This is a genomic window from Variovorax sp. V35 (genome assembly GCF_041154465.1).
GTDB lineage: Bacteria > Pseudomonadota > Gammaproteobacteria > Burkholderiales > Burkholderiaceae_C > Variovorax > Variovorax boronicumulans.
The window spans coordinates 445,016-464,669 of record NZ_AP028666.1 but is presented as its reverse complement, the minus strand read 5'-3'; the positions used below and the strand labels follow the sequence as shown (position 1 = coordinate 464,669).

The 19,654-nt window shown below is 69.1% G+C and carries 15 protein-coding genes; 12 read left to right on the top strand and 3 right to left on the bottom strand.

All coding sequences use genetic code 11. The annotated features are described in order from the left end of the window. Position 1: 1 nt before the first annotated feature. Complete coding sequence (locus tag ACAM42_RS02155) at positions 2-1,771, bottom strand: glycerol-3-phosphate dehydrogenase/oxidase (RefSeq protein ID WP_369630972.1); 1,770 nt, start codon at positions 1,769-1,771, stop codon at positions 2-4. After that, on the bottom strand, positions 1,768-3,255 hold the full coding sequence (locus tag ACAM42_RS02150; protein ID WP_369630971.1) for an FGGY family carbohydrate kinase: 1,488 nt from the start codon (positions 3,253-3,255) through the stop codon (positions 1,768-1,770). The genes ACAM42_RS02155 and ACAM42_RS02150 overlap by 4 nt, the downstream gene beginning before the upstream one ends. A 180-nt stretch (positions 3,256-3,435) precedes the next feature. Here ACAM42_RS02150 and ACAM42_RS02145 point away from each other — a divergent pair, with 180 nt between their 5' ends. From ACAM42_RS02145 to ACAM42_RS02090, 12 genes are all read left to right on the top strand, one after another. Then, on the top strand, positions 3,436-4,482 hold the full coding sequence (locus ACAM42_RS02145; protein WP_056584185.1) for a substrate-binding domain-containing protein: 1,047 nt from the start codon (positions 3,436-3,438) through the stop codon (positions 4,480-4,482). Beyond that, positions 4,479-6,011 (top strand): sugar ABC transporter ATP-binding protein, encoded by a 1,533-nt coding sequence (locus ACAM42_RS02140; RefSeq protein ID WP_369630970.1) that lies wholly within the window; start codon positions 4,479-4,481, stop codon positions 6,009-6,011. The genes ACAM42_RS02145 and ACAM42_RS02140 overlap by 4 nt, the downstream gene beginning before the upstream one ends. Beyond that, complete coding sequence (locus ACAM42_RS02135) at positions 6,008-7,048, top strand: ABC transporter permease (protein ID WP_070063424.1); 1,041 nt, start codon at positions 6,008-6,010, stop codon at positions 7,046-7,048. Before ACAM42_RS02140 ends, ACAM42_RS02135 begins: the two co-directional genes overlap by 4 nt. Beyond that, the gene (locus ACAM42_RS02130; protein WP_095950694.1) at positions 7,045-8,043 is read left to right on the top strand and encodes an aldo/keto reductase; all 999 of its coding nucleotides are present in this window, start codon (positions 7,045-7,047) and stop codon (positions 8,041-8,043) included. Before ACAM42_RS02135 ends, ACAM42_RS02130 begins: the two co-directional genes overlap by 4 nt. Positions 8,044-8,093: 50 nt before the next feature. Continuing rightward, the gene (locus tag ACAM42_RS02125; protein WP_369630969.1) at positions 8,094-8,945 is read left to right on the top strand and encodes a class I fructose-bisphosphate aldolase; all 852 of its coding nucleotides are present in this window, start codon (positions 8,094-8,096) and stop codon (positions 8,943-8,945) included. 211 nt (positions 8,946-9,156) lie between these two features. After that, on the top strand, positions 9,157-13,878 hold the full coding sequence (locus ACAM42_RS02120) for an RICIN domain-containing protein (protein ID WP_369630968.1): 4,722 nt from the start codon (positions 9,157-9,159) through the stop codon (positions 13,876-13,878). 145 nt (positions 13,879-14,023) lie between these two features. Further along, entirely contained in the window at positions 14,024-14,263 is a 240-nt protein-coding gene (gene atpE, locus ACAM42_RS02115; protein ID WP_062476044.1) for a F0F1 ATP synthase subunit C, read from the top strand. A 157-nt stretch (positions 14,264-14,420) separates the two neighbouring features. Continuing rightward, positions 14,421-15,626, top strand: coding sequence for an ABC transporter substrate-binding protein (locus ACAM42_RS02110; RefSeq protein WP_369630967.1), 1,206 nt, complete (start codon positions 14,421-14,423; stop codon positions 15,624-15,626). A 16-nt stretch (positions 15,627-15,642) separates the two neighbouring features. After that, complete coding sequence (locus tag ACAM42_RS02105) at positions 15,643-16,563, top strand: branched-chain amino acid ABC transporter permease (protein WP_062476050.1); 921 nt, start codon at positions 15,643-15,645, stop codon at positions 16,561-16,563. Beyond that, entirely contained in the window at positions 16,560-17,549 is a 990-nt protein-coding gene (locus ACAM42_RS02100; RefSeq protein WP_369630966.1) for a branched-chain amino acid ABC transporter permease, read from the top strand. Before ACAM42_RS02105 ends, ACAM42_RS02100 begins: the two co-directional genes overlap by 4 nt. Continuing rightward, on the top strand, positions 17,546-18,301 hold the full coding sequence (locus ACAM42_RS02095) for an ABC transporter ATP-binding protein (RefSeq protein ID WP_062476055.1): 756 nt from the start codon (positions 17,546-17,548) through the stop codon (positions 18,299-18,301). Before ACAM42_RS02100 ends, ACAM42_RS02095 begins: the two co-directional genes overlap by 4 nt. Further along, positions 18,298-19,026, top strand: a complete 729-nt coding sequence (locus ACAM42_RS02090; RefSeq protein WP_070063431.1) for an ABC transporter ATP-binding protein — start codon at positions 18,298-18,300, stop codon at positions 19,024-19,026. Before ACAM42_RS02095 ends, ACAM42_RS02090 begins: the two co-directional genes overlap by 4 nt. Positions 19,027-19,045: 19 nt before the next feature. Here the strand turns inward: ACAM42_RS02090 and ACAM42_RS02085 are convergent, their stop codons facing one another. Then, positions 19,046-19,654, bottom strand: a complete 609-nt coding sequence (locus ACAM42_RS02085) for a class I SAM-dependent methyltransferase (protein ID WP_369630965.1) — start codon at positions 19,652-19,654, stop codon at positions 19,046-19,048.

The window sequence follows — 19,654 nt, the reverse complement described above, 5'->3', positions numbered from 1 at the left end:
GTTAGGTCGGGCCGAGGACGGGGCTGGCCATCAATGATGCATCGAAAGCGGAAGGTGCCGGCTCGTGGGCCGCCACCGGCTGCAGGCGCACGCCGTGCCGCTCGCGCAGGGCGGCGGCGCAGGCGCTGAGTTCCTGGTGGGCGCGGGCCGCGTCCCAGCCGAGGGCTTCGGCGGCCACGGCGGCGATCTCGGCGAGCGCGTCGTCGGTGACCAGCCCGCGGATGGCCAGCAGCGTGCGGCGGATCACGAGGTCGTCCAGGTGCACGACGCCGGTCTCCATGCACAGGTACGAGAGTTCGGCCGCCGAGTACTCGGGCGCGTGGCGCAGCGGCGTGTCGCCCGAGGCCGCGAGGCGCTGCGCCAGCGGCAGCGCCTTCGAGCCGTAGCGGCGCAGCAGGCCCAGCGCGCGTGCGCGGCCCAGGCCCGAGCCGGCCGTCATCTTGTCGATGAAGCGTTCGGTGGCGGCCGCGTCGGCCGGCAGCTCGGCGCCACCGCCGATGGGCAGCGACTCGGTCGAGGCGGTGCGCGAGCGGCCCAGGTGGCGCAGCACGTGGTCGGTGGCTTCTTCGGCCAGCGCGCGGAAGGTGGTCCACTTGCCGCCCACGAGGCCGACGATGGGCACGTCGCGCGTGGCGCTCGGCGGGTCGACCACCACCGAGTGGTCGCGCGAGATCTGACCCGGCTTGTCGGCGTCGGAGCGCGCCAGCGGGCGCACGCCGACGTAGGTGTAGATCACGTGCTGGCGGTCGAAGGCCATGTTGGGGAACACCTCGCGCAGCACGTCGATGAGGTAGTCGATCTCGGCCGGCTCGGTGACGATCTGGTCGGGGTCTTCCACCGGGATGTCGGTGGAGCCCACCAGCACGCGGTCGAGGAAGGGGTAGACGATGCACACGCGCCCGTCCACCGCCTCGAAGTAGGCCATGCGGCCTTCGAGCGCGTCGCGCAGCGCCGGGTGGTCGAGCACGAGGTGCGAGCCCTTGGTGCCCATCACGCGCGGGCCGGCGCCGCCGAGCACGGCCGCGCTGCGGTCGAGCCAGGCGCCGGTGGCGTTCACCACGGTGTCGGCCGTGACGCGCACCAGCGCGCCGGTGATCTCGTCGCGCAGCGTGAGGATGTTGCCCGCGCAGCCCGTCACGCGGCAGTAGTTGGCGGCGGCCGAGCGCGGCTGGTCGCGGCAGGCGTCGCCGATGAGCTCGAGGATCAGCCACTCGGGATGGCTGATCCAGGCGTCGAAGAAGGTGGCGGTCCAACGGATCGCTGCGCGGAACAGGCGGCGGTCGTTGGTGGGCACGCGGCTGATGCGGTGGCCCGGCATCACGCGCTGGCGGCGGCCCAGCAGGTCGTACAGGCGCAGGCCCGCGGCCACGGCCAGCAGGCCGCGCGTGCGCTGCGGCGGCGTGCGGCCGAAGAACTTGAGCGCGCTGCTCAGCAGCCCGCCGAAGAAGCTCGACAGCGGCACCACGGTCTTCAGCGGCTGCACCAGGTGCGGCGCGTTGCGCAGCAGCAGGTTGCGCTCGCGCGTGGCCTCGGCCACCAGCGAGAAGCTGCCGTTTTCCAGGTAGCGCAGGCCGCCGTGGATCATGCGCGAGGGCGCGCTGCTGGCGCCGGCGCCGAAGTCGCCCTTGTCGACGATGAGGCAATCGACGCGCTGCAGCGACAGGTCGCGGAACACACCCACGCCGTTGATGCCGGCGCCGACGATCACCGTCGAGAAGTGGCGGCCCTCAAGAGAGGCTGGGCGGACAAAGGGCAGTTGCCACGCGCTCATGACGCACCGCCCGAAAGATGGTTGAAGACAGGAGACATGCGATCGATCAGTTCGTTGAATTCGGCGTTGAAATCGGCATGGGCCCGCGCGTCGCGCGCGTCGGGTTCGATGAGTTCGCAGGGCGCGCGCAGCGGGCTGGCGGGGCCCGCGTCGTCGAGGTCCTGCGACATCGCGGCATAGAGGGCGGCGCCGCGCGCGCCGGTTTCGTCGTCGGCGCAGCGCTCGACCGGGTGGCCCAGCAGCGCCGCGAGCAGGCGCACCAGGCGCGCATCGCTGGCACCGCCGCCCAGCACGCTGGAGGCCGACACCGGCAGGCCCTGCGACGCCAGGCGCGCGGTGTGGCGCGCATGCAGCGCGGCCACGGCATCGACCACGGCGCGCGCCATGTCGGCGGGCGTGTGGTGGCTCTTGAGCCCGACGAAGCCGGCCGTGATGCCGCCCCCGCCGTTGATGAAGGGCAAAAAGCGCAGCCCGTTCGCGCCGAGCGGCACGCCCATGGCCAGGTCGACCACGGTGCGCGCATCGGGCAGCCCGAGCGCGCCGGCCAGCCACGCAATGTTGGCCATCGACGAGGGGCTGTTCTCCATGTACAGGCGCTCGCGCGTGCGGCCGAAGTTGACGAGCGCCGCGACCTCCGGCTGCGGCGCGATCACCGGGCCGATGACGGCGTTGACGCACCACGTGCCCAGCACCGACACGGCGCGGCCTCGGTCTTCGGCGCCGATGGCGGTCATCGAGGCGAGCAGGTCGATGGCGCCCATCGCCACCGGAATGCCGGCGGGCAGACCGCACAGCGCCGCCTCGGCGGCGCGCAGCCGGCCCATCGTCTGGCCGCTGGGCACGAGCGGGCCGAAGGCGCGCGGCCCGAGGCCGTCGATGCCCGCGACCTCGAAGGCCAGGGGCGACCAGTCGCCGGTGGCCAGCGAGAGCAGGCCCGCGGTGCTGGCGTCGCTCGCGTCGGTGGCGATCTCGCCGGTCAGCAGGAAGCCGAGGTAGTCCTTGGCGAACAGCAGGCGGTGCAGCTCGCCGCGCTGCACGGCGTCGGCGCCCAGCAGCTCGGCCGCGATCACCGTGGGCTGGCCGGGCCAGGGGCGACAGCCGACGTCCGCGAACAGCCGGTCGCCGTGGCGTGCCGAGAGGGCGAGCGCGCGCGCATCGGCGCGCTGGTCGGTGGAGGCGACGGCGCGGCCGCCGACGAGTTCGTTGTGTGCATCGAGGGCGTACAGGCCCGCGCCGTGGCCGGTGCAGCCGATGGCGCCCACGTCCGCGGCGCGCGGGCCGAGCTGGCGCGCCACGTCGGCGAGCACGTGGGTCAGCCCCGCGCGGATCGCCGCCGCGCCCACCTCGCACCCGCCGCCGGGCAGCCGCGCATGCCGCAGGGGCAGGCGTGACACGGCCAGGCTGCGCCCGCTCCCCGCGTCCAGGGCCAGCGCCTTCAGGCTGCTCGAGCCCATGTCGATGCCGATCAGTATTTTGGTCTTCATGTCATAACAGCTTCGGCGGAAAAAAAGGCTGTCACCAGTAGCGTTTCCCCTAGTTATCGGGAGAAACGGCCCGCCATTACATTCTATCCTGTCATAACAACTGTCGTGACACCACGGTCCACAGGTCCGCCACCCAACGGCGGGCCGAAAGCTCTGCCAGTCAACGTGAGGAGACAAAGAATGAGGCGTAATTTCCTGAAGTCCGCGGCCGCTGCCGGTATCGGCCTGGCCGGTGCGAGCGCGTTCGCGCAACAGCAAGCCGCAGCCCCCGCGGCGGGTGCCGGCCTGCGCGGCAATGCCAGCGACGTCTACGTGATGAACGTGATGGTCTCGGGCGTCGAGTATTGGTTCCCGGTCTACGAAATGATGAAGCAGCTCGGCCGCACGCTGGGCGTTCGCACCCGCTACACCGGCACGCCGGAGTACGACGTGAACAAGCAGCTCGCATCGTTCGAACAGGAACTGGCGCGCAAGCCCGCCGGCATCCTGCTGCACCCGATGAACCCCGACCCGTTCATCGAACCCATCAACCGCGCCGCCGCGATGGGCATCCCGGTCGTGACCTTCGCGGCCGACTCGCCCAACTCCAAGCGCACCTCGTTCATCACCTCCGACAACGACCGCGAAGGCAACCAGGCCGCCGACGCCATCGCCGCATCGCTGAACGGCAAGGGCGAGTACGCCGTGCTCGAGAACCCGGGCCAGGACAACCACGACCGCCGCATCGCCGCCTTCGTCAACCGCATGAAGGCCAAGCACCCCGGCATGAAGCTGGTCGGCCGCGCCGCCAGCAACCAGGACCCGAACAAGGCCTACCAGGCCGTGCTGAGCCTGGCGCAGGCCAACCCGAACCTGGGCGCCCTCTTCATGCCCGAGGCCAACTCGGCGCTCGGCGCGGCGCAGGCCAAGGTCGAGACCAAGAAGAACATCAAGGTGATGTGCTGCGACGTCAACGCCAAGATCCTGGACATGATCAAGTCGGGCGACGTGTTCGGTGCCATCAACCCGAACCAGGGCATGCAGGGCTACATGGGCATGATGATGCTGTTCCTGGCCAAGAACCCCGGCCTCATCGATCCGATGAACGACGCCAAGCGCAACGGCACGAACCCGATGTCGGTGCCCTTCCTGGACAACGGCCTGGCCGTGGTCAGCAAGGCCAACGCCGACGACTTCTACTGGGACAAGTACCTTGCCCGCCGTGGCACCAAGGGAATCGGCGAGTGAGCACCCCTGCCGCATTGCTTGAACTGCGCGGCATCGCGAAGCGCTTCGGCGCTTCGCGCGCGCTCTCGGGCGTGGACTTCTCGCTGCAGGCCGGCGAGATCCACGCCCTGTGCGGCGAGAACGGCGCGGGGAAGTCGACGCTGATGAACATCATCGACGGCATCCACCAGCCCGACGAAGGCGAGATCGTGCTGTGCGGCCAGAAGGTCGTCATCGACGGCCCCGCCCACGCCATGCGCCTGGGCATCGGCCTGGTGCACCAGGAAATCGCCCTGTGCGCCGACGCCACCGTGGCCGAGAACATCTTCATGCCGGAAATCAACGCCGGCAAGCAGGCGTGGATGAACTTCTCCGCGCTGAACACGCGCGCCGCAAAAGTGCTGGCGCGCCTGGGCCAGGACATCGACCCGGCCGCGCTGGTGCGCGACCTGAGCATTTCGAGCCAGCAGCTGGTGGAGATCGCCAAGGCGCTCACGCTCGATTGCAAGGTGCTCATCCTCGACGAGCCCACCGCCGCTCTCACCGACAACGAATCGGCCGCGCTCTTCCGGGTGCTGCACGACCTCAAGGCGCAGGGCATCGGCATCATCTACATCAGCCATCGCATGGCCGAGATCTTCACGCACTGCGACCGCGCTACCGTGCTGCGCGACGGACGCAACGTGCACAGCGGCCCGCTCGAAGGCATGACGCCCGACGAGCTGGTGCGCCGCATGGTCGGGCGCGACCTGGGCAACTACTACCCGCCCAAGCAAGCCGCCGCCGCTGATGCGAACGCCGGCCCCGTGCTCGAAGTCGACAACATCGCCGACGACGACCGCGTGCACGGCATCTCCTTCACGCTGAAGCGTGGCGAGATCCTCGGCATTGCCGGCCTGATGGGCGCCGGGCGCAGCGAACTGGCCGAGACCGTGTGCGGCCTGCGCCCCGCGCGGCGCGGCGAAGTGCGGCTCAACGGCAAGACGCTGTCGATCCGCAAGTACAGCGACGCGCTGCGCGAAGGCATCGCCTACTTGAGCGAAGACCGCAAGGCGGCCGGCGTGTTCCTCGACCTGCCGATCGCGCAGAACATCTCGTCGATGGCGCTGCGCCGCGTCAGCTCGGCCCTCGGCCTGCTGCAGCGCGCCACCGAGCACCGGCTCGCGGTGCAGCTGGGCGCCAAGCTCAACCTGAAGTCGGACGGCGTGGCGATCGAGGTGTCGAGCCTGTCGGGCGGCAACCAGCAGAAGGTGGCGATCGCCAAGCTGCTGGCCACGCAGCCTGCGGTGCTGCTGATGGACGAGCCCACGCGCGGCGTGGACGTCGGCGCGAAATCCGAGATCCACCACATCCTGCGCGACCTGGCCGACCAGGGCGTGGGCGTGGTGGTGATCTCTTCCGAACTGCCCGAGATCATCGGCCTGTGCGACCGCGCACTGGTGATCCGCGAAGGGCGATTGGCGGGCGAACTGGCCCATGACGAGATGACGGAGGAAGCCCTGCTGCGGCTGGCCTCCGGACTTTGCGAACCCGAAGAGGCAATGGCATGAACTTTCCGACCAGAATCGATGCAGGCGCCGCGGCCACGGCCACGGCCGGCTCCCTGCAACCCCGCCGAACAGGAGACCCCGTGAAGCAGGCCAACAAGCTCACGAGCATGCGCGAGGCCGGGCTGGTGCTGATCATCGTGGCGCTGTGCGTCGCGATGAGCTTCGCATCGCCCTACTTCCTCACCTGGGACAACGTGCGCGCGATGCTGCTGTCCTTCTCCATCGAAGGCATCGTGGTGGTGGGCATGACCATCCTGCTCATCGTCGGCGGCATCGACCTGTCGGTGGGCTCGGTGGTGTGCTTCGCGATGGTGGTGACCGGCAAGCTCTTTCTCATGGGCATGGACCCGTGGCTCGCGAGCCTCGTGGCCATCGGTGCCAGCGGCCTCATCGGCGCCATGATCGGCGGCTGCGTCACGCGCATCGGGCTGAACCACTTCATCGCCTCGCTGGCCTTCATGGTGATCGTGCGCGGCCTGTGCCTGGCGCTCACGCAGGGCACGCCGCAGTCGCTGTTCTCGCTGCCGGCCGAGTTCAAGTTCATCGGCCAGGGCACGCTGTTCGGCGTGCCGGCCGTGATCCTGATCTTCCTGGCCATCGTGATCGTGAGCGACTTCGTGCTGCGCCGCTCCACCCTGCTGCGCCGCGTGTTCTACACCGGCAGCAACGAGAAGGCCGCGCTGTACGCCGGCATCCGCGTGGGCCGCGTGAAGTTCTGGGTCACGGTGCTGTGCTCCGCGTCGGCGGGCCTGGCCGGCGTGATCTACACCGCGCGCTTCGGCGCCGCCACGCCGACCTTCGGCATGGGCATGGAACTCAACGTGATTGCCGCGGCCGTGATCGGCGGCGCCAGCCTCAAGGGCGGCTCGGGCACCGTGCTCGGCGCCGTGCTCGGCCTGGCGCTGCTGTCGGTGGTGACCAGCTCGCTGATCCTGCTCGACGTGTCGCCTTACTGGCAGGACGTGATCAAGGGCCTGATCCTGCTCGCGGCCGTGACCATCGACCACATCCTGAACACGAGAAAGACCAAGCGATGAGCAACGCAACGCAGATGAAGAAGACCACCCTGGGCCCCTCGGGCATCGAAAGCTCGGCCATCGGCCTGGGCACCTGGGCCATGGGCGGATGGATGTGGGGCGGCGGCGACAACGCCGCTGCCGTGATCGCCATCCAGGCCTCGCTCGATGCGGGCGTGAACCTGATCGACACCGCACCGGCCTACGGCCTGGGCCGCTCCGAGAGCATCGTCGGCACCGCGCTCAAGGGCCGCCGCCACGAGGCCGTGATCGCCACCAAGTGCGGCCTGGTGTGGCACACGCAGCAGGGCACGCACTTCTTCGAGGAAGACGGCCACCCGGTGTACCGCTACCTCGGTCGCGACTCGATCTTTCATGAATGCGAAGAAAGCCTGAAGCGCCTGCAGACCGACTACATCGACCTGTACATCACGCACTGGCAGGACCACACCACGCCCGTGGCCGAGACCATGGACGCGCTGCTGGCCCTCAAGAAACAGGGAAAGATCCGCGCCATCGGCGTGAGCAACGCGACGCCCGAGATTCTGTCGGAGTACCTGAAGCACGGCCCGGTCGATGCGGCGCAGGAGCTCTACAGCCTCATCGACCGCGGCATCGAGACCACGCTGGCGCCGCTGTGCGCCGAGCACAACGTGGCGGTGCTGGGCTATTCGTCGCTGGCGCTGGGCCTGCTGGCCGGCCCCATCGACCCCGCGCGCGAGTTCAAGGGCGACGACCAGCGCGCCACCAACCCGCGTTTCAGCGAAGCCAACCGCGCGAAGCTGAAGGCCTTCTTCGACACGCTGGAGCCGCTGCGCACGCACCTGGGCTGCTCCTTCGGCCAGATGATGATCGCCTGGACCGTGGCCCGCGGCACCGTCTCGGTGGCGCTGTGCGGTGCGCGCGTGCGCCAGCAGGCCATTGAAAACGCCGGCGCCGGTGCGGTCGTGCTCGACAGCGAAGCCCTGCAGCTCATCGACGCTGCAGCCAAGCGCCACCTGGACGCGCTCGCCTGAGCGCGCGCATTTCTTCCCTTCCTTTTTCCTCAACACGGAGTTCTTCCTTCATGTCGAAAGACAAGACCGCGCGGCTCAACCGCCTGCTGCACAACGGCCGCTGCCTGGACATCGCCCTGGACCACGGCGTGTGCAACGAACCCACCTTCCTGGACGGCCTGGAGGACATGCCCGGCGTGATCGACAAGCTCGTGGCTGCGAAGCCCGATGCGATCCAGCTGAACTACGGGCAGTCCGACCTGCTGCAGGACCGGCCCGGGCGCGATCGCCCCGCGCTGGTGATGCGCCTGGACATGGGCAACCCCTACAACGCCGTGCACCACCGCGTGATGTGGGCCGTGCTGCAGAACCAGGACGACCCGGTGCTGCCCGCCGTGCAGATGGATGCGGCCTGCGTGGTCGTCAACCTGTTCATGCTGCCCGACGAGCCCGACCTGTTCCGCCAGTGCGTGCAGAACATCGCCCGCGTGCGCGCCGACTGCGACCGCTACGGCATGCCGCTCATGATCGAGCCGCTGGTGATGCAGGCGCCCACCGCCACCAGCCGCTACATGGTGGACGGCGACGCCGAGAAGATCGTCACGCTCACGCGCCTGGCGCGCGAGATGGGCGCCGACATCGTCAAGGCCGACCCCACCACCGATGCCACCGACTTCCACCGCGTGGTGCAGGCCGCGCGCTGCCCCGTGCTCGTGCGCGGCGGCGGGCGCGAAGACCTGCAGCAGGTGTTCGCGCGTTCGCGCGTGCTCCTGGACCAGGGCGCCGTCGGCATGGTGTACGGCCGCAACGTCTACCAGCACGCCAACCCCTCGGCGGTGGTGAGCGCACTGATGGCCATGATCCACGACGGTGCCAGCGCCGAAGCGGCCTGGGCTATCTACGAATCGGGCGGCGTGAAGTAACAGCGCCCAGGCGCTGACGCCTTCCACGCGGAAGGCGCCAGCGCCAACCAGCGGGAGAGCAAGACAGAAGAAGAAGTGGACGGCGGACAACGCATGCGTTGCCCGCCGGGGGCGCGCCTGCGCGTGCGCTTTCCCTGCAAGCGACCGAGTGAATCGAGAGAACCAAGGACAAGAGGGTTCCCTGCGAACTTCAAACAACCTGGAGGCGACGATGAAGATCCGGTATTTCCTGATGGCGTTCCTGGTGCCGTGCGTCACATTGCTGACGCATGCGGCAATCACCGGGGTCAGTCCGATGACGACCCTCAACAAGATGGCCACGGCGGCTGCCGCTGTCGTGGCCGACCCGCTCCCGCTGCAGGGGCCGGGCCTGGGCAACCTCACCTACACCTCGGCGGAACTGTTCAAGCCGGTGTCGATGATCACCAGCGCCGCGCACCCGCTCGACCCGGCGCACAGCGACGCCTACGAGGCGCGCGACGTGCCCGCCACGTACCCGGGCCGCAAGGACTACGGCATGAACGCCGGCATCATGGTCAACGGCTACTTCCTCACCTCCTTCGCGCCGGACAGCGGCCTCGGCCCCGGCGGCTTCCTGCTGTACGACGTGTCGAACCCGCGCCAGATCAGGCTCGTCAAGAAGATCTACGAGCCCGACGACGCCACAGGCGGCCGCACCAAGGAATTCCGCGAGACCCATTCCTTCGGCACCGCGAAGATCGACGGCAAGACCTACGTCGTGCTGCCCAGCATCAACGGCGTCGAGTTCTGGGACTTCACCGACATCAACGACATCAAGCAGGTGAAGAAGCTGGCGCTGCCCGGCGTCAACTCGGGCGACTACGAGAACGTGTCCTGGCAGCTGTGGTGGCAGGCGCCCTACCTGTACGTGGCCTCGGCCGGCCGGGGCATGTTCATCGTCGACGCGACGGACCCCGCGAACGCGGTGGTCGCCAACCGCGGCGCCGGCAAGCCCAACCCGGTGCCCACGGGCGAACTCGGCGGCTTCCGCCTCGGCCCGATCTTCACGATGGGCAACCACATGGTGCTGACCGCGATGGAAAGCAACGGCGGTTTCGCGAGCCTGGACATCTCCGACCCGCTCAACCCCAAGGTGCTCGATTCGATCGCCGGCGCCACGCCGTTCTATTACGCGACCTGCTTCGACGGCAAGAGCGTGCACGCCTCCGCGCGCGGCAGCGGCGCCAAGATGTACAGCTACGACCTGAGCGACCGCTCGCGCTTCGTGGCCGAGGACAACCGGCTCGTCATCGACGAGCAGCTGTACTGCGCCACGCAGGACAACTACGTCATCCAGGGCGCGCAGACCCGCATCCACAAGGTGGACGTGAGCAACCCGCTCAACCACGTGGAGGTGGGCCGCGGCAGCATCCTGCGCGAGGACGACCCGAACTTCTCGCACTCGGACAACGGCCAGGTCGCGATGTTCGGCAACCTCGTCTTCGTGGGCAACGACCACGGCTCGGGCAGCGGCTTCGTCGTGCATGCGGTGGACCCCGACACCACCAAGCCCGAAGTGAAGCAGGTCTCGCCCGCCAACGGTGCGAAGCAGCAGGCCCTCAGCTCGCGCATCGGCCTGGGCATGACCGACAACATCCTGCCCGAGAGCGTGAACAGCAACACCTTCATCGTGCGTCCGGTGGGCGGCAACACGCTGGCGGGCACCTACAGCGTGCAGCTGGGCATCGTCAACTTCCATCCCGCGCAGCCGCTGCTGCCGGGCACCAGCTATGAGGTGTTCCTGCCGGCCAACGGCGTGAAGGACTATGCGGGCAACGCCATCGGCGCCGACTACCGCTCCACCTTCAACACCGGCAATGCCAGCGACATCAACCTGATGCACCACTGGCCGCTGACGGGCAACCTGGGCGACCAGATCGGCGCCAACAACGGCACGCCCGCCACCGGCGACGCGTTCGAGAGCATCGGCCTGAACTTCGCGAACCGCACTGCCGGCGTGCCGCTGAAGAACGACACCGTGGCCAGCGCGCTGGGTGGCACCGCCTCGCTGAGCTTCTACATGAAGACCACGCAGGCCGGCGGCGCCAACTCCTGGACCGCGCCCGGCATCTTCGGTCGCGACCAGTCGGGCGGCACCGACGACGTGTTCTGGGGCTGGCTGGACACCGGCGGGCGCATCAAGCTCTCGGTGGGCAACGACGGCGGCACCACCTCCACCGCGGCCGTGAACGACGGCAACTGGCACCACGTGGTGCTCACGCGCGACGCGGCCTCGGGCGCGCAGGCGGTGTACGTCGACGGCGTGAAGACCACCTCGACCGGGCCGACCGGCACCAAGGGCCTGTCGACCAAGTTCCAGGTCATGGGCCAGATCCAGGGCAACACCGCGCTCTTTAAGGGCACGCTGGCCGAGGTGCGCGTGTACGGCCGCGTGCTCGGCCAGGCCGAGGTGGACACGCTGCGCGGCCAGGCCATCATCGGCGACCCGGGCCTGGGCGGCGGGCCCAAGCTGGTCAACGGCCAGCTGAGCTTCAACCCCGCGACGCTCGGCGCCAGCGGCGTGCAGTTCCGCTGGAACTTCGGCAACGGCACGCAGACGGCGTTCTCGAACCAGCCCAACACCAGCTACACCTACACCACCCCCGGCCACTACACGGTGACCCTGACGGTGAAGGACAGCAGCGGCCGCGAGACCTACTACACCTACAACGTGACCGTCATCGCGCCGGTCACCGCGACCGCGCCCACGCACACGACCAACATCGCGGGCGATGCGAGCCGGGTGTACTCGGTGAACCCCGACAGCGGCACGGTGGCCGCCATCGACGCGCAGACCCTCGCCAAGCTGTGGGAAGTGCGCGTCGGCGACGAGGCCAAGACGCTGGCCGTGGGCCCCGACGGCCGCATCTGGGTCGCGGTGCAGGGCGAGGACAAGCTGGTGGCGCTCAACGCCGCCGACGGCTCGCAGTCGGTGTCGATCCCGCTGGCCTACGGCAGCGGCCCGTACGGCGTGGCCTTCACGCCCAACGGCGCCAAGGGCCTGCTCACGCTGGAAAGCAAGTCGGTGCTCATGAGCTTCGACCCCAGCAACGGCACCACCACCGGTGCGCTGGCGCTCGAGGGCGGCGTGCGCGGCATCGCCGTGAGCGCCGACTCGCAGGTGGCCTACGTCACGCGCTTCAAGTCGAAGATGACGGGCGGCCAGCTGCACAAGGTGAACCTGCAGTCGCTGACCGCGCTGCAGACCATCCCGCTGCCGGTGGACACCACGACCGTCGACACCGAGAGCCGCGCGCGCGGCGTGGCCAACTACCTGAGCCAGGTGGTGATCTCGCCCGACGGCTCGCGTGCCGTGCTGCCTTCGAAGAAGGACAACATCGTGCGCGGCCGCTTCCGCGACGGCAAGGACCTGCCGCACGACCAGACGGTGCGTTCCATCCTGTCGCAGGTGAACCTGCAAAGCGCCGCAGAGGTGTTCTCCGAGCAGATCGACTTCGACGACCGCGCCCCCGCGCGCGCCGCGCTGTACTCGCCCGCCGGCGACTACCTGTTCGTGGCGCAGATGGAAGGCAACCGTGTCGCCATCGTCGACAGCTACACCCGCGCGGTGCGCGGCGAGATCAACGCCAGCAGCGCCCCGCACGGCCTGTACCTCGATGCGGCGCGCAAGCGGTTGTTCGTGAACAACTTCCTGGCGCGCTCGGTGTCGGTGCACGACGTGGCGAAGGTGCTGTCGGCCGAGACCAACGCGGCGATCTTCCTGCAGAACGTGGCCACCGTGGCGCAGGAGCCGATGGCGGCCGCGGCGCTGCGCGGCAAGCAGGTGTTCTACAACGCGGCCGACCGGCGCATGAGCAAGGACAACTACATCTCCTGCGCCAGCTGCCACGCGGACGGCGGCGACGACGGCATGGTGTGGGACTTCACCCAGCGCGGCGAAGGCCTGCGCCGCACCATCAGCCTGCAGGGGCGGCGCGGCACCAGCCACGGCAAGCTGCACTGGACGGCCAACTTCGACGAAGTGCAGGACTTCGAGAACGACATCCGCAACGAGTTCGGCGGCACCGGCTTCCTGAGCAACGCCGACTGGGCCGCCACGCAGGCCCCGCTGGGGGCGCCGAAGGCCGGCAAGAGCGCGCAGTTGGACGACCTGGCCGTGTACCTGGGTTCGCTCAACAAGTACATGCGCAGCCCGGCGCGCGCCGCGGACGGCAGCCTGAGCGTGGACGCGGTGCGCGGACAGACCGTGTTCAACACGGCCCAGTGCGCCACCTGCCACACGGGCGCCACCTTCCGCGACGGCCTGCGGCACGACGTGGGCACCATCCAGGCCTCGTCGGGCAAGGGCAGCAACCAGCCGCTGGCGGGCGTGGGCTTCGACACGCCGACCCTGTCGGGCACCTGGAACACCACCGCGTTCTTCCACAACGGCCAGGCGGCCACGCTGCAGGACCTGCTTGCGGGCGGCCACGGCAACGCCTCCAGCCTGCCGGCGAACGACGTGGTGGCGCTGCGCGAGTACGTGCGCTCGCAGGACACCGCCCCGGCGGTGGTCACGCGGCTGCGCTCCGACCTCAACCCGACGATGTGCGTGAACATCAAGGGCGCCTCGACCACCAGCGGCGCGACGGCGGTGCAATGGCCGTGCGGCAACGCGGGCAACGAGAAGTTCACGATGACGCCGGTCACCGGCGGCTACGTGCAGTTCATCGCCGAGCACAGCGGCCTGTGCCTGGCGCAGAACGGCACGGCGACCACGAATGCGGCCGTCGTGCAGGTGGCCTGCTCGTCGGGCAACACGGCGCAGTGGAGCCTGGTGGGCGGCACAGTGCGCAACCGCGCCTCGGGTTCGTGCCTGGACGTGCCGAACGGCTCGACCACGCAGGACACGGCGCTGATCACCTGGACCTGCAACGGCGGCAACAACCAGAACTGGACACAGCTGCCCTAAGCACCCCGCTTCGCGCCTGACCCCAGGCCGGCCGTTTCGACGGCCGGCCTTTTTTTCGTCTGGCGCATGACCTCCCGCGTCATGGATTCGATGCACCCGTTCTGGAACAGTGGGTCCATCGATTCATCAACCAGGAGAAAAAACCATGACCGGCTTCAACATCCTCCCGCTCGCCGTTGCCCTGCTGATCGGCATTGCCGCACTGGGTTCGTGCATCGGCATCGCGCTGGTGGGCCAGAAGTTTCTCGAAGGGACGACGCGCCAGCCCGAGCTGGTCGACACGCTGCAGACCAAGTTCTTCCTGGTCGCAGGCGTGACCGACGGGGCCTTCATCATCGCGACCGGCATCGGCCTCTGGTTCGCCACCGCAAGTCCGTTCGGTTGACGTTTGCGTAACCTTTCGCGAGGGTCCGGCGCGGCGAAGGCGACACGGTTCACTGGCACCATTCGTGCTAGTACCGTTGACACCGAATTGTTTACGGCTAAAGTATTTAACTATCAACAGTTCAGTTGTCTCAACCCTTCCTTAGCCGGAGAACCCGATGCGCCCCACGTTCCTGAAATCGCCCGCGCTGCCGCGCACCCTGATCTCGCTGCTGCTGTGCGGCGCCGCCCTCGGGGCCTCGGTGTCGGCCGTGGCCGCGCCGGTCAAGGTGGGTTTGGCCCTTGACATCTCGGGGCCTTTCGCAGCCCTGGGCGCCGAGGCGCGTGACGGCTTCGCGCTGGGTATCAAGCAGCTGAACGGCAAGCTCGGCGGGCAGGACGTGGAGTTCGTGCAGGCCGACATGGCCGGCAGCCCCGACCAGGCCAAGCAGCTGGTCGACCGCATGATCCAGCGCGACAAGATCGACATCTTCAGCGGCCCCATCGGCTCCAACGTGGCGCTGGCCGTGGGCCCGACGCTGTTCAACGCCAAGGTGCCCTACCTGTCGGCCAACGCCGGCCCGAGCCAGTTCGCCGGCGCGCAGTGCAGCCCCTACTTCTTCGGCACCGCCTACCAGAACGACCAGTTCCACGAGGCCGCCGGCAAGTTCGCGCAGGACCGCGCGTTCAAGAAGATCGTGCTCATCGCCCCCAACTACCCGGCCGGCAAGGATGCGCTGGGCGGCTTCAAGCGCCAGTTCAAGGGCCAGGTGGCCGACGAGCTGTACACCAAGCTGGGCCAGATCGACTACGCCGCCGAACTCGCGCAGCTGCGCGCGGCCAAGCCCGACTCGATCTACTTCTTCCTGCCCGGCGCGATGGGCATCAACTTCATCAAGCAGTTCGTGGGCGCAGGCTTGTCGAAGGACATCACGCTGGTCACCAGCGGCTTCTCGGCCGACGAGGACGTGATCGGTGCCGTGGGCGAGCCGATGCTCGGCCTGTTCAACACCTCGCACTGGGCGCACGACCTGGACAACGCCGCCAACAAGGCCTTCGTGGCCGCGTTCCGCAAGGAATACAACGGCCGCTACCCGTCGGTGTACGCCGCGCAGGCCTACGACGCGATCCTCGCGATGGACGCCGCCGTGAAGCAGGCCGGCGGCAACGCGCAGAACCGCGAGGCCGTGGTGGCCGCCCTGAAGAAGGCCAACTACGCCTCGACGCGCGGCACCTTCAAGTACGCGAACAACCACTTCCCCATCGAGAACTTTTACCTGCGCGTGATCGGCAAGGACGCGCAAGGCAAGGTGACGAACAAGCTGATCAACACCGTGCTGACAAGCTACGGCGACAGCTACGCCAGCAAGTGCAACATGAAGTGATGCGGCTCGTCTTTCCATGAGCGGCATCCTCGTCCTCGAGCAATTGCTCAACGGCATCGGCTACGGCCTGATGCTCTTTCTTCTGGCGGCGGGCCTCACGCTGGTGTTCGGCATCATGGACGTGCTGAACCTGGCGCACGGCTCGCTGTTCATGGCCGGCGCGTATGTGGCAGCCGAGGCGCACACGCGCACCGGCTCGTTCGCCGCCGCCATCGTGGTGGCGGTGCTCGTCACCGTGGTGGTGGCGCTGCTCATCGAGGTGCTGCTGATGCGCCGCCTCTACAAGCGCGACCACCTGGCGCAGGTGCTCGCCACCTTCGGCGTGATCCTGGTGGCCGACGACATCGTCAAGATGATCTGGGGCCCCTCGCCCGTGATGGCGCCCACGCCGGCCGCGCTCTCGGGCCCGGTCGAGCTGATGGACGGCCTGCCCTACCCCTCGTACCGCCTCGTGGTGCTCGCGGGCGGCCTGCTGATGGCGCTGGCGCTGTACGTGCTCGTGAACCACACGCGCATCGGCATGCGGGTGCGCGCGGGTGCGTCCGACCGGCCGATGGCCGAGCTGATGGGCGTGCGCGTGGGCCGCATCTTCAACGGCGTGTTCCTGCTCGGTGCGGCACTGGCCGCGCTGGCCGGCGCGCTCATGGGCCCGATCGTCGCGGTGCAGGTGGGCATGGGCGAAGCCATCCTGATCCCGGCGCTGGTGGTGCTGGTGATCGGCGGCATCGGCTCGGTGCGCGGTGCCTTCGTGGCCGCGCTGCTGGTCGGCGTGGTCGACACCATCGGCCGCGCCTTCGTGCCGATGCTGCTGCGCGCCACGCTGCCGCCCGCCACGGCGGCCGACCTGGGGCCGCTGTTCGCCGAGGTGGCGATGTACGCGCTCATGGTCGTCGTCCTGATCTTCCGGCCCTCGGGCCTTTTCTCCGCCCGCGCATGAAACCCTCGTCACGCACCTTCGGCCTCGGGCTGCTCCTCGTGGCGCTCGCGGCCTTCCCGCTGGTCGCGCCGCTGTTCGGGCTCGACTTCTACATCGGCTTCGTGCGGCGCGTGCTCGTCGTCGCGCTGGCCGCCGCGAGCCTGAACTTCATCCTGGGCTTCGGCGGCATGGTGGCGCTCGGGCACGCGGGCTTCATCGGCATGGGCGCCTACACGGTGGTGGCGCTCAGCGATGCCGGCGTGATGTCGGCCTGGGTCCTGTGGCCGCTGGCCGCGCTGGTGGCGGGCCTCGTGGCCGCGCTGATCGGCACGGTGGCGCTGCGCACGCGCGGCGTGTACTTCATCATGACCACGCTGGCCTTCGCGCAGATGCTGTACTTCGTCGTCGTGTCGCTGCGCAAGTACGGCGGCGACGACGGCTACACGCTCATGTCGCGCCCCGCGCTGCTGCCGGGCCTGGACCTGGGCAACGAGTCGACCTTCTACTGGGTGGTGCTCGTGGTGGTGGCGCTCGCGCTGTGGTGGCTGCACCGTGCCACGCAGGCGCGCTTCGGCCATGCGTTGATGGGCATCCGCGACAACGAGACGCGCATGCGCGCGCTGGGCTACCCGGTGTTCCGGCTGCAGCTCGTCGCCTTTGCCATCGCGGGCGCGATCGCCGGGCTGGCTGGCGCGCTGCTGGCCGGCGGCAACGGCTTCGTGAGCCCGGCGACCATGCACTGGACGCAGTCGGCCACGCTGGTGGTGATGGTCGTCATCGGCGGCCTGGGCCGCAGCTGGGGCGGGCCGGTGGGCGCCGTGGTCTGGCTGGTGCTGGAGGAAGCGCTCAAGCAGCACACCGAGCACTGGCACATGCCGCTGGGCCTGCTGCTGATCGCCGTCGCCCTCTGGGCCCCGCGCGGCCTCGCCGCACTGTCGACAAAACGCCGCACGGTCGCAGCAGCAGCGGCTTCCGCTGCAACGGCCGCAGGGAGCGCCAAGCCATGAGCCTTTTCAGAATCGAAGGGTTGGTCAAGCGCTTCGGCGGCCTGCTGGCGACCGACCACGTGAGCCTCACGGTGGAGCGCGGCGAGGTGCATGCGCTCATCGGTCCCAACGGCGCGGGCAAGACCACGCTGGTGAACCTCATCACCGGCCTGCTGGAGGCCGACGCGGGCCGGCTGATGCTCGACGGGCAGGACATCACGGCCTACAAGGACCACCAGCGCGTGGCGGCCGGCATGTCGCGCTGCTTCCAGGTGACGCGCGTGTTCGCCAAGGAAACGGTGCACGACAACCTGATGCTCGCGGCGCAGGCCCATGCGGGCAGCAGCCTGCGCTTCCTGGCACCGCGTGCGAACGAACGCGACCTCGTCGACCGCGCCCATGCGCTGGCCGACCGCGTGGGCCTGGGCAGCGAGCGCCACCGCATCGCGGGCACGCTGCCGCACGGCGCGCAGCGCGCGCTCGACGTGGCCTTGGCGCTGGCCGCCGAGCCCAAGCTGTTGCTGCTCGACGAGCCGATGGCCGGCATGGGCCCCGACGAGTCGGCGCGCATGGTCGATCTGATCGAATCGCTGCGCGAATCGATGGCCATCCTGCTCATCGAGCACGACATGGACGCCGTGTTCCGTCTTGCCAACCGGCTCACGGTGCTGGTGCAGGGCAAGGTGCTGATGAGCGGCACGGCCGACGAAGTGCGGGGCCACCCCGATGTGCAAGCCGTGTACCTCGGCACCGAAGCGGAAGGACACGCATGAGCACCACGACCACAAAATCCACCCTGCTCGAGGCCACCGCCATCGAAGCCGGCTACGGCGCCAGCCAGGTGCTGTTCGGCATCGACGTGCGCGTCGGTGCGGGCGAAGTGATGGCGCTGCTGGGCCGCAACGGCATGGGCAAGAGCACGCTGCTGAAGGTGCTGACCGGCACGATCGCGCCGATGCGCGGCGGCGTGCAGTTCTGCGGCGCGGCCATCGGCGGCCACCGGCCCGACGCGATCGCGCGGCGCGGCATGGCCATCGTGCCCGAGGGGCGCCATGTGTTCCCCAACCTCAGCGTGGACGAGCACCTGCGCGCCTTCGCACGGCCCCGCCCCGGCAGCGCGCCACGCTGGACCGTGGAGGCGCTGTACAAGCTCTTTCCGCGCCTGTCGGAGCGCAAGGCCAACGCAGGCAACCAGCTCTCGGGTGGCGAGCAGCAGATGCTGGCCATTGCGCGCGCGCTGTCGACGCACCCGCGCCTGCTGATCCTGGACGAAGCCACCGAAGGCCTGGCGCCGGTGATCCGCGAGGAGATCTGGCACTGCATCGCCACGCTGAAGTCCGAAGGCGAGGCGATCCTGGTGGTCGACAAGTATGTGCAGCGCCTGCTGCCGCTGGCCGACCGCCACGTGATCCTCGAACGCGGGCGCGTGGTGTGGCAGGGCGACTCGGCCGCGCTCGACGCCGACCGGTCGCTGTGGACGCGCTACCTGGGCGTGTGAGTCTTCGCTCGTTCGTCCGCTAGCGCGGACGGCACGCCAGGAAGTTGGCCCAGGTCACGTCGTCGCGGCCGATCCACTGGCTGTCCCATTGCAGGTGAAAGCCCGCCGCCGCCAGCGCTTCGGCGAACGCGTCTCTCGACCAGTACACGGTCTGGTAGTCGCCAAGGGTCTCGCCTTCGCCGATGCGCATGGCCGCGAGAAAAACCCCGCCGGGCGCGAGCGCGTCGAACACCTTGCGCAGCACCGGCGCGATCTGCGCGCGATCGACATGGATCAGCACGCACATCGCCAGGATCGCGTCGTAGGGCCCGCCCAGCGCATCCGTGACGACGTTGAGCAGCTCGCCCTTCTTGCCGCGCTCGGCCTGCAGGTCGAGAAACGCCTGGACCGCATCGGTGCGCCTCACGATCCCGCCCAGGGATTCGACGAGATCGGCGTCCTGCCCCGACCCGGAACCGATCTCGAGCACGGTGCCGCCGGCGGGCACGCGCTGCATCATGCGGCGCACCGACTCCTCGATCTCGGGCGGCCGGTGGCCCGCCACGATCGCGTTGTAGTCGCGCGCGGACGCTTCGTAGGACGCAATGGTGCGGTCCATGTGCTGGCGCACCGGGGTGGGGACGGTCAT

What these genes read in the sequence shown, in the direction of transcription:
- ACAM42_RS02155 (WP_369630972.1), bottom strand. Translation starts at nt 1,771, where the DNA reads ATGAGCGCGTGGCAACTGCCCTTTGTCCGCCCAGCCTCTCTTGAGGGC.
- ACAM42_RS02150 (WP_369630971.1), bottom strand. Translation starts at nt 3,255, where the DNA reads ATGAAGACCAAAATACTGATCGGCATCGACATGGGCTCGAGCAGCCTG.
- ACAM42_RS02145 (WP_056584185.1), top strand. Translation starts at nt 3,436, where the DNA reads ATGAGGCGTAATTTCCTGAAGTCCGCGGCCGCTGCCGGTATCGGCCTG.
- ACAM42_RS02135 (WP_070063424.1), top strand. Translation starts at nt 6,008, where the DNA reads ATGAACTTTCCGACCAGAATCGATGCAGGCGCCGCGGCCACGGCCACG.
- ACAM42_RS02130 (WP_095950694.1), top strand. Translation starts at nt 7,045, where the DNA reads ATGAGCAACGCAACGCAGATGAAGAAGACCACCCTGGGCCCCTCGGGC.
- ACAM42_RS02125 (WP_369630969.1), top strand. Translation starts at nt 8,094, where the DNA reads ATGTCGAAAGACAAGACCGCGCGGCTCAACCGCCTGCTGCACAACGGC.
- ACAM42_RS02120 (WP_369630968.1), top strand. Translation starts at nt 9,157, where the DNA reads ATGAAGATCCGGTATTTCCTGATGGCGTTCCTGGTGCCGTGCGTCACA.
- atpE (WP_062476044.1), top strand. Translation starts at nt 14,024, where the DNA reads ATGACCGGCTTCAACATCCTCCCGCTCGCCGTTGCCCTGCTGATCGGC.
- ACAM42_RS02110 (WP_369630967.1), top strand. Translation starts at nt 14,421, where the DNA reads ATGCGCCCCACGTTCCTGAAATCGCCCGCGCTGCCGCGCACCCTGATC.
- ACAM42_RS02105 (WP_062476050.1), top strand. Translation starts at nt 15,643, where the DNA reads ATGAGCGGCATCCTCGTCCTCGAGCAATTGCTCAACGGCATCGGCTAC.
- ACAM42_RS02100 (WP_369630966.1), top strand. Translation starts at nt 16,560, where the DNA reads ATGAAACCCTCGTCACGCACCTTCGGCCTCGGGCTGCTCCTCGTGGCG.
- ACAM42_RS02095 (WP_062476055.1), top strand. Translation starts at nt 17,546, where the DNA reads ATGAGCCTTTTCAGAATCGAAGGGTTGGTCAAGCGCTTCGGCGGCCTG.
- ACAM42_RS02090 (WP_070063431.1), top strand. Translation starts at nt 18,298, where the DNA reads ATGAGCACCACGACCACAAAATCCACCCTGCTCGAGGCCACCGCCATC.
- ACAM42_RS02085 (WP_369630965.1), bottom strand. Translation starts at nt 19,654, where the DNA reads ATGACCGTCCCCACCCCGGTGCGCCAGCACATGGACCGCACCATTGCG.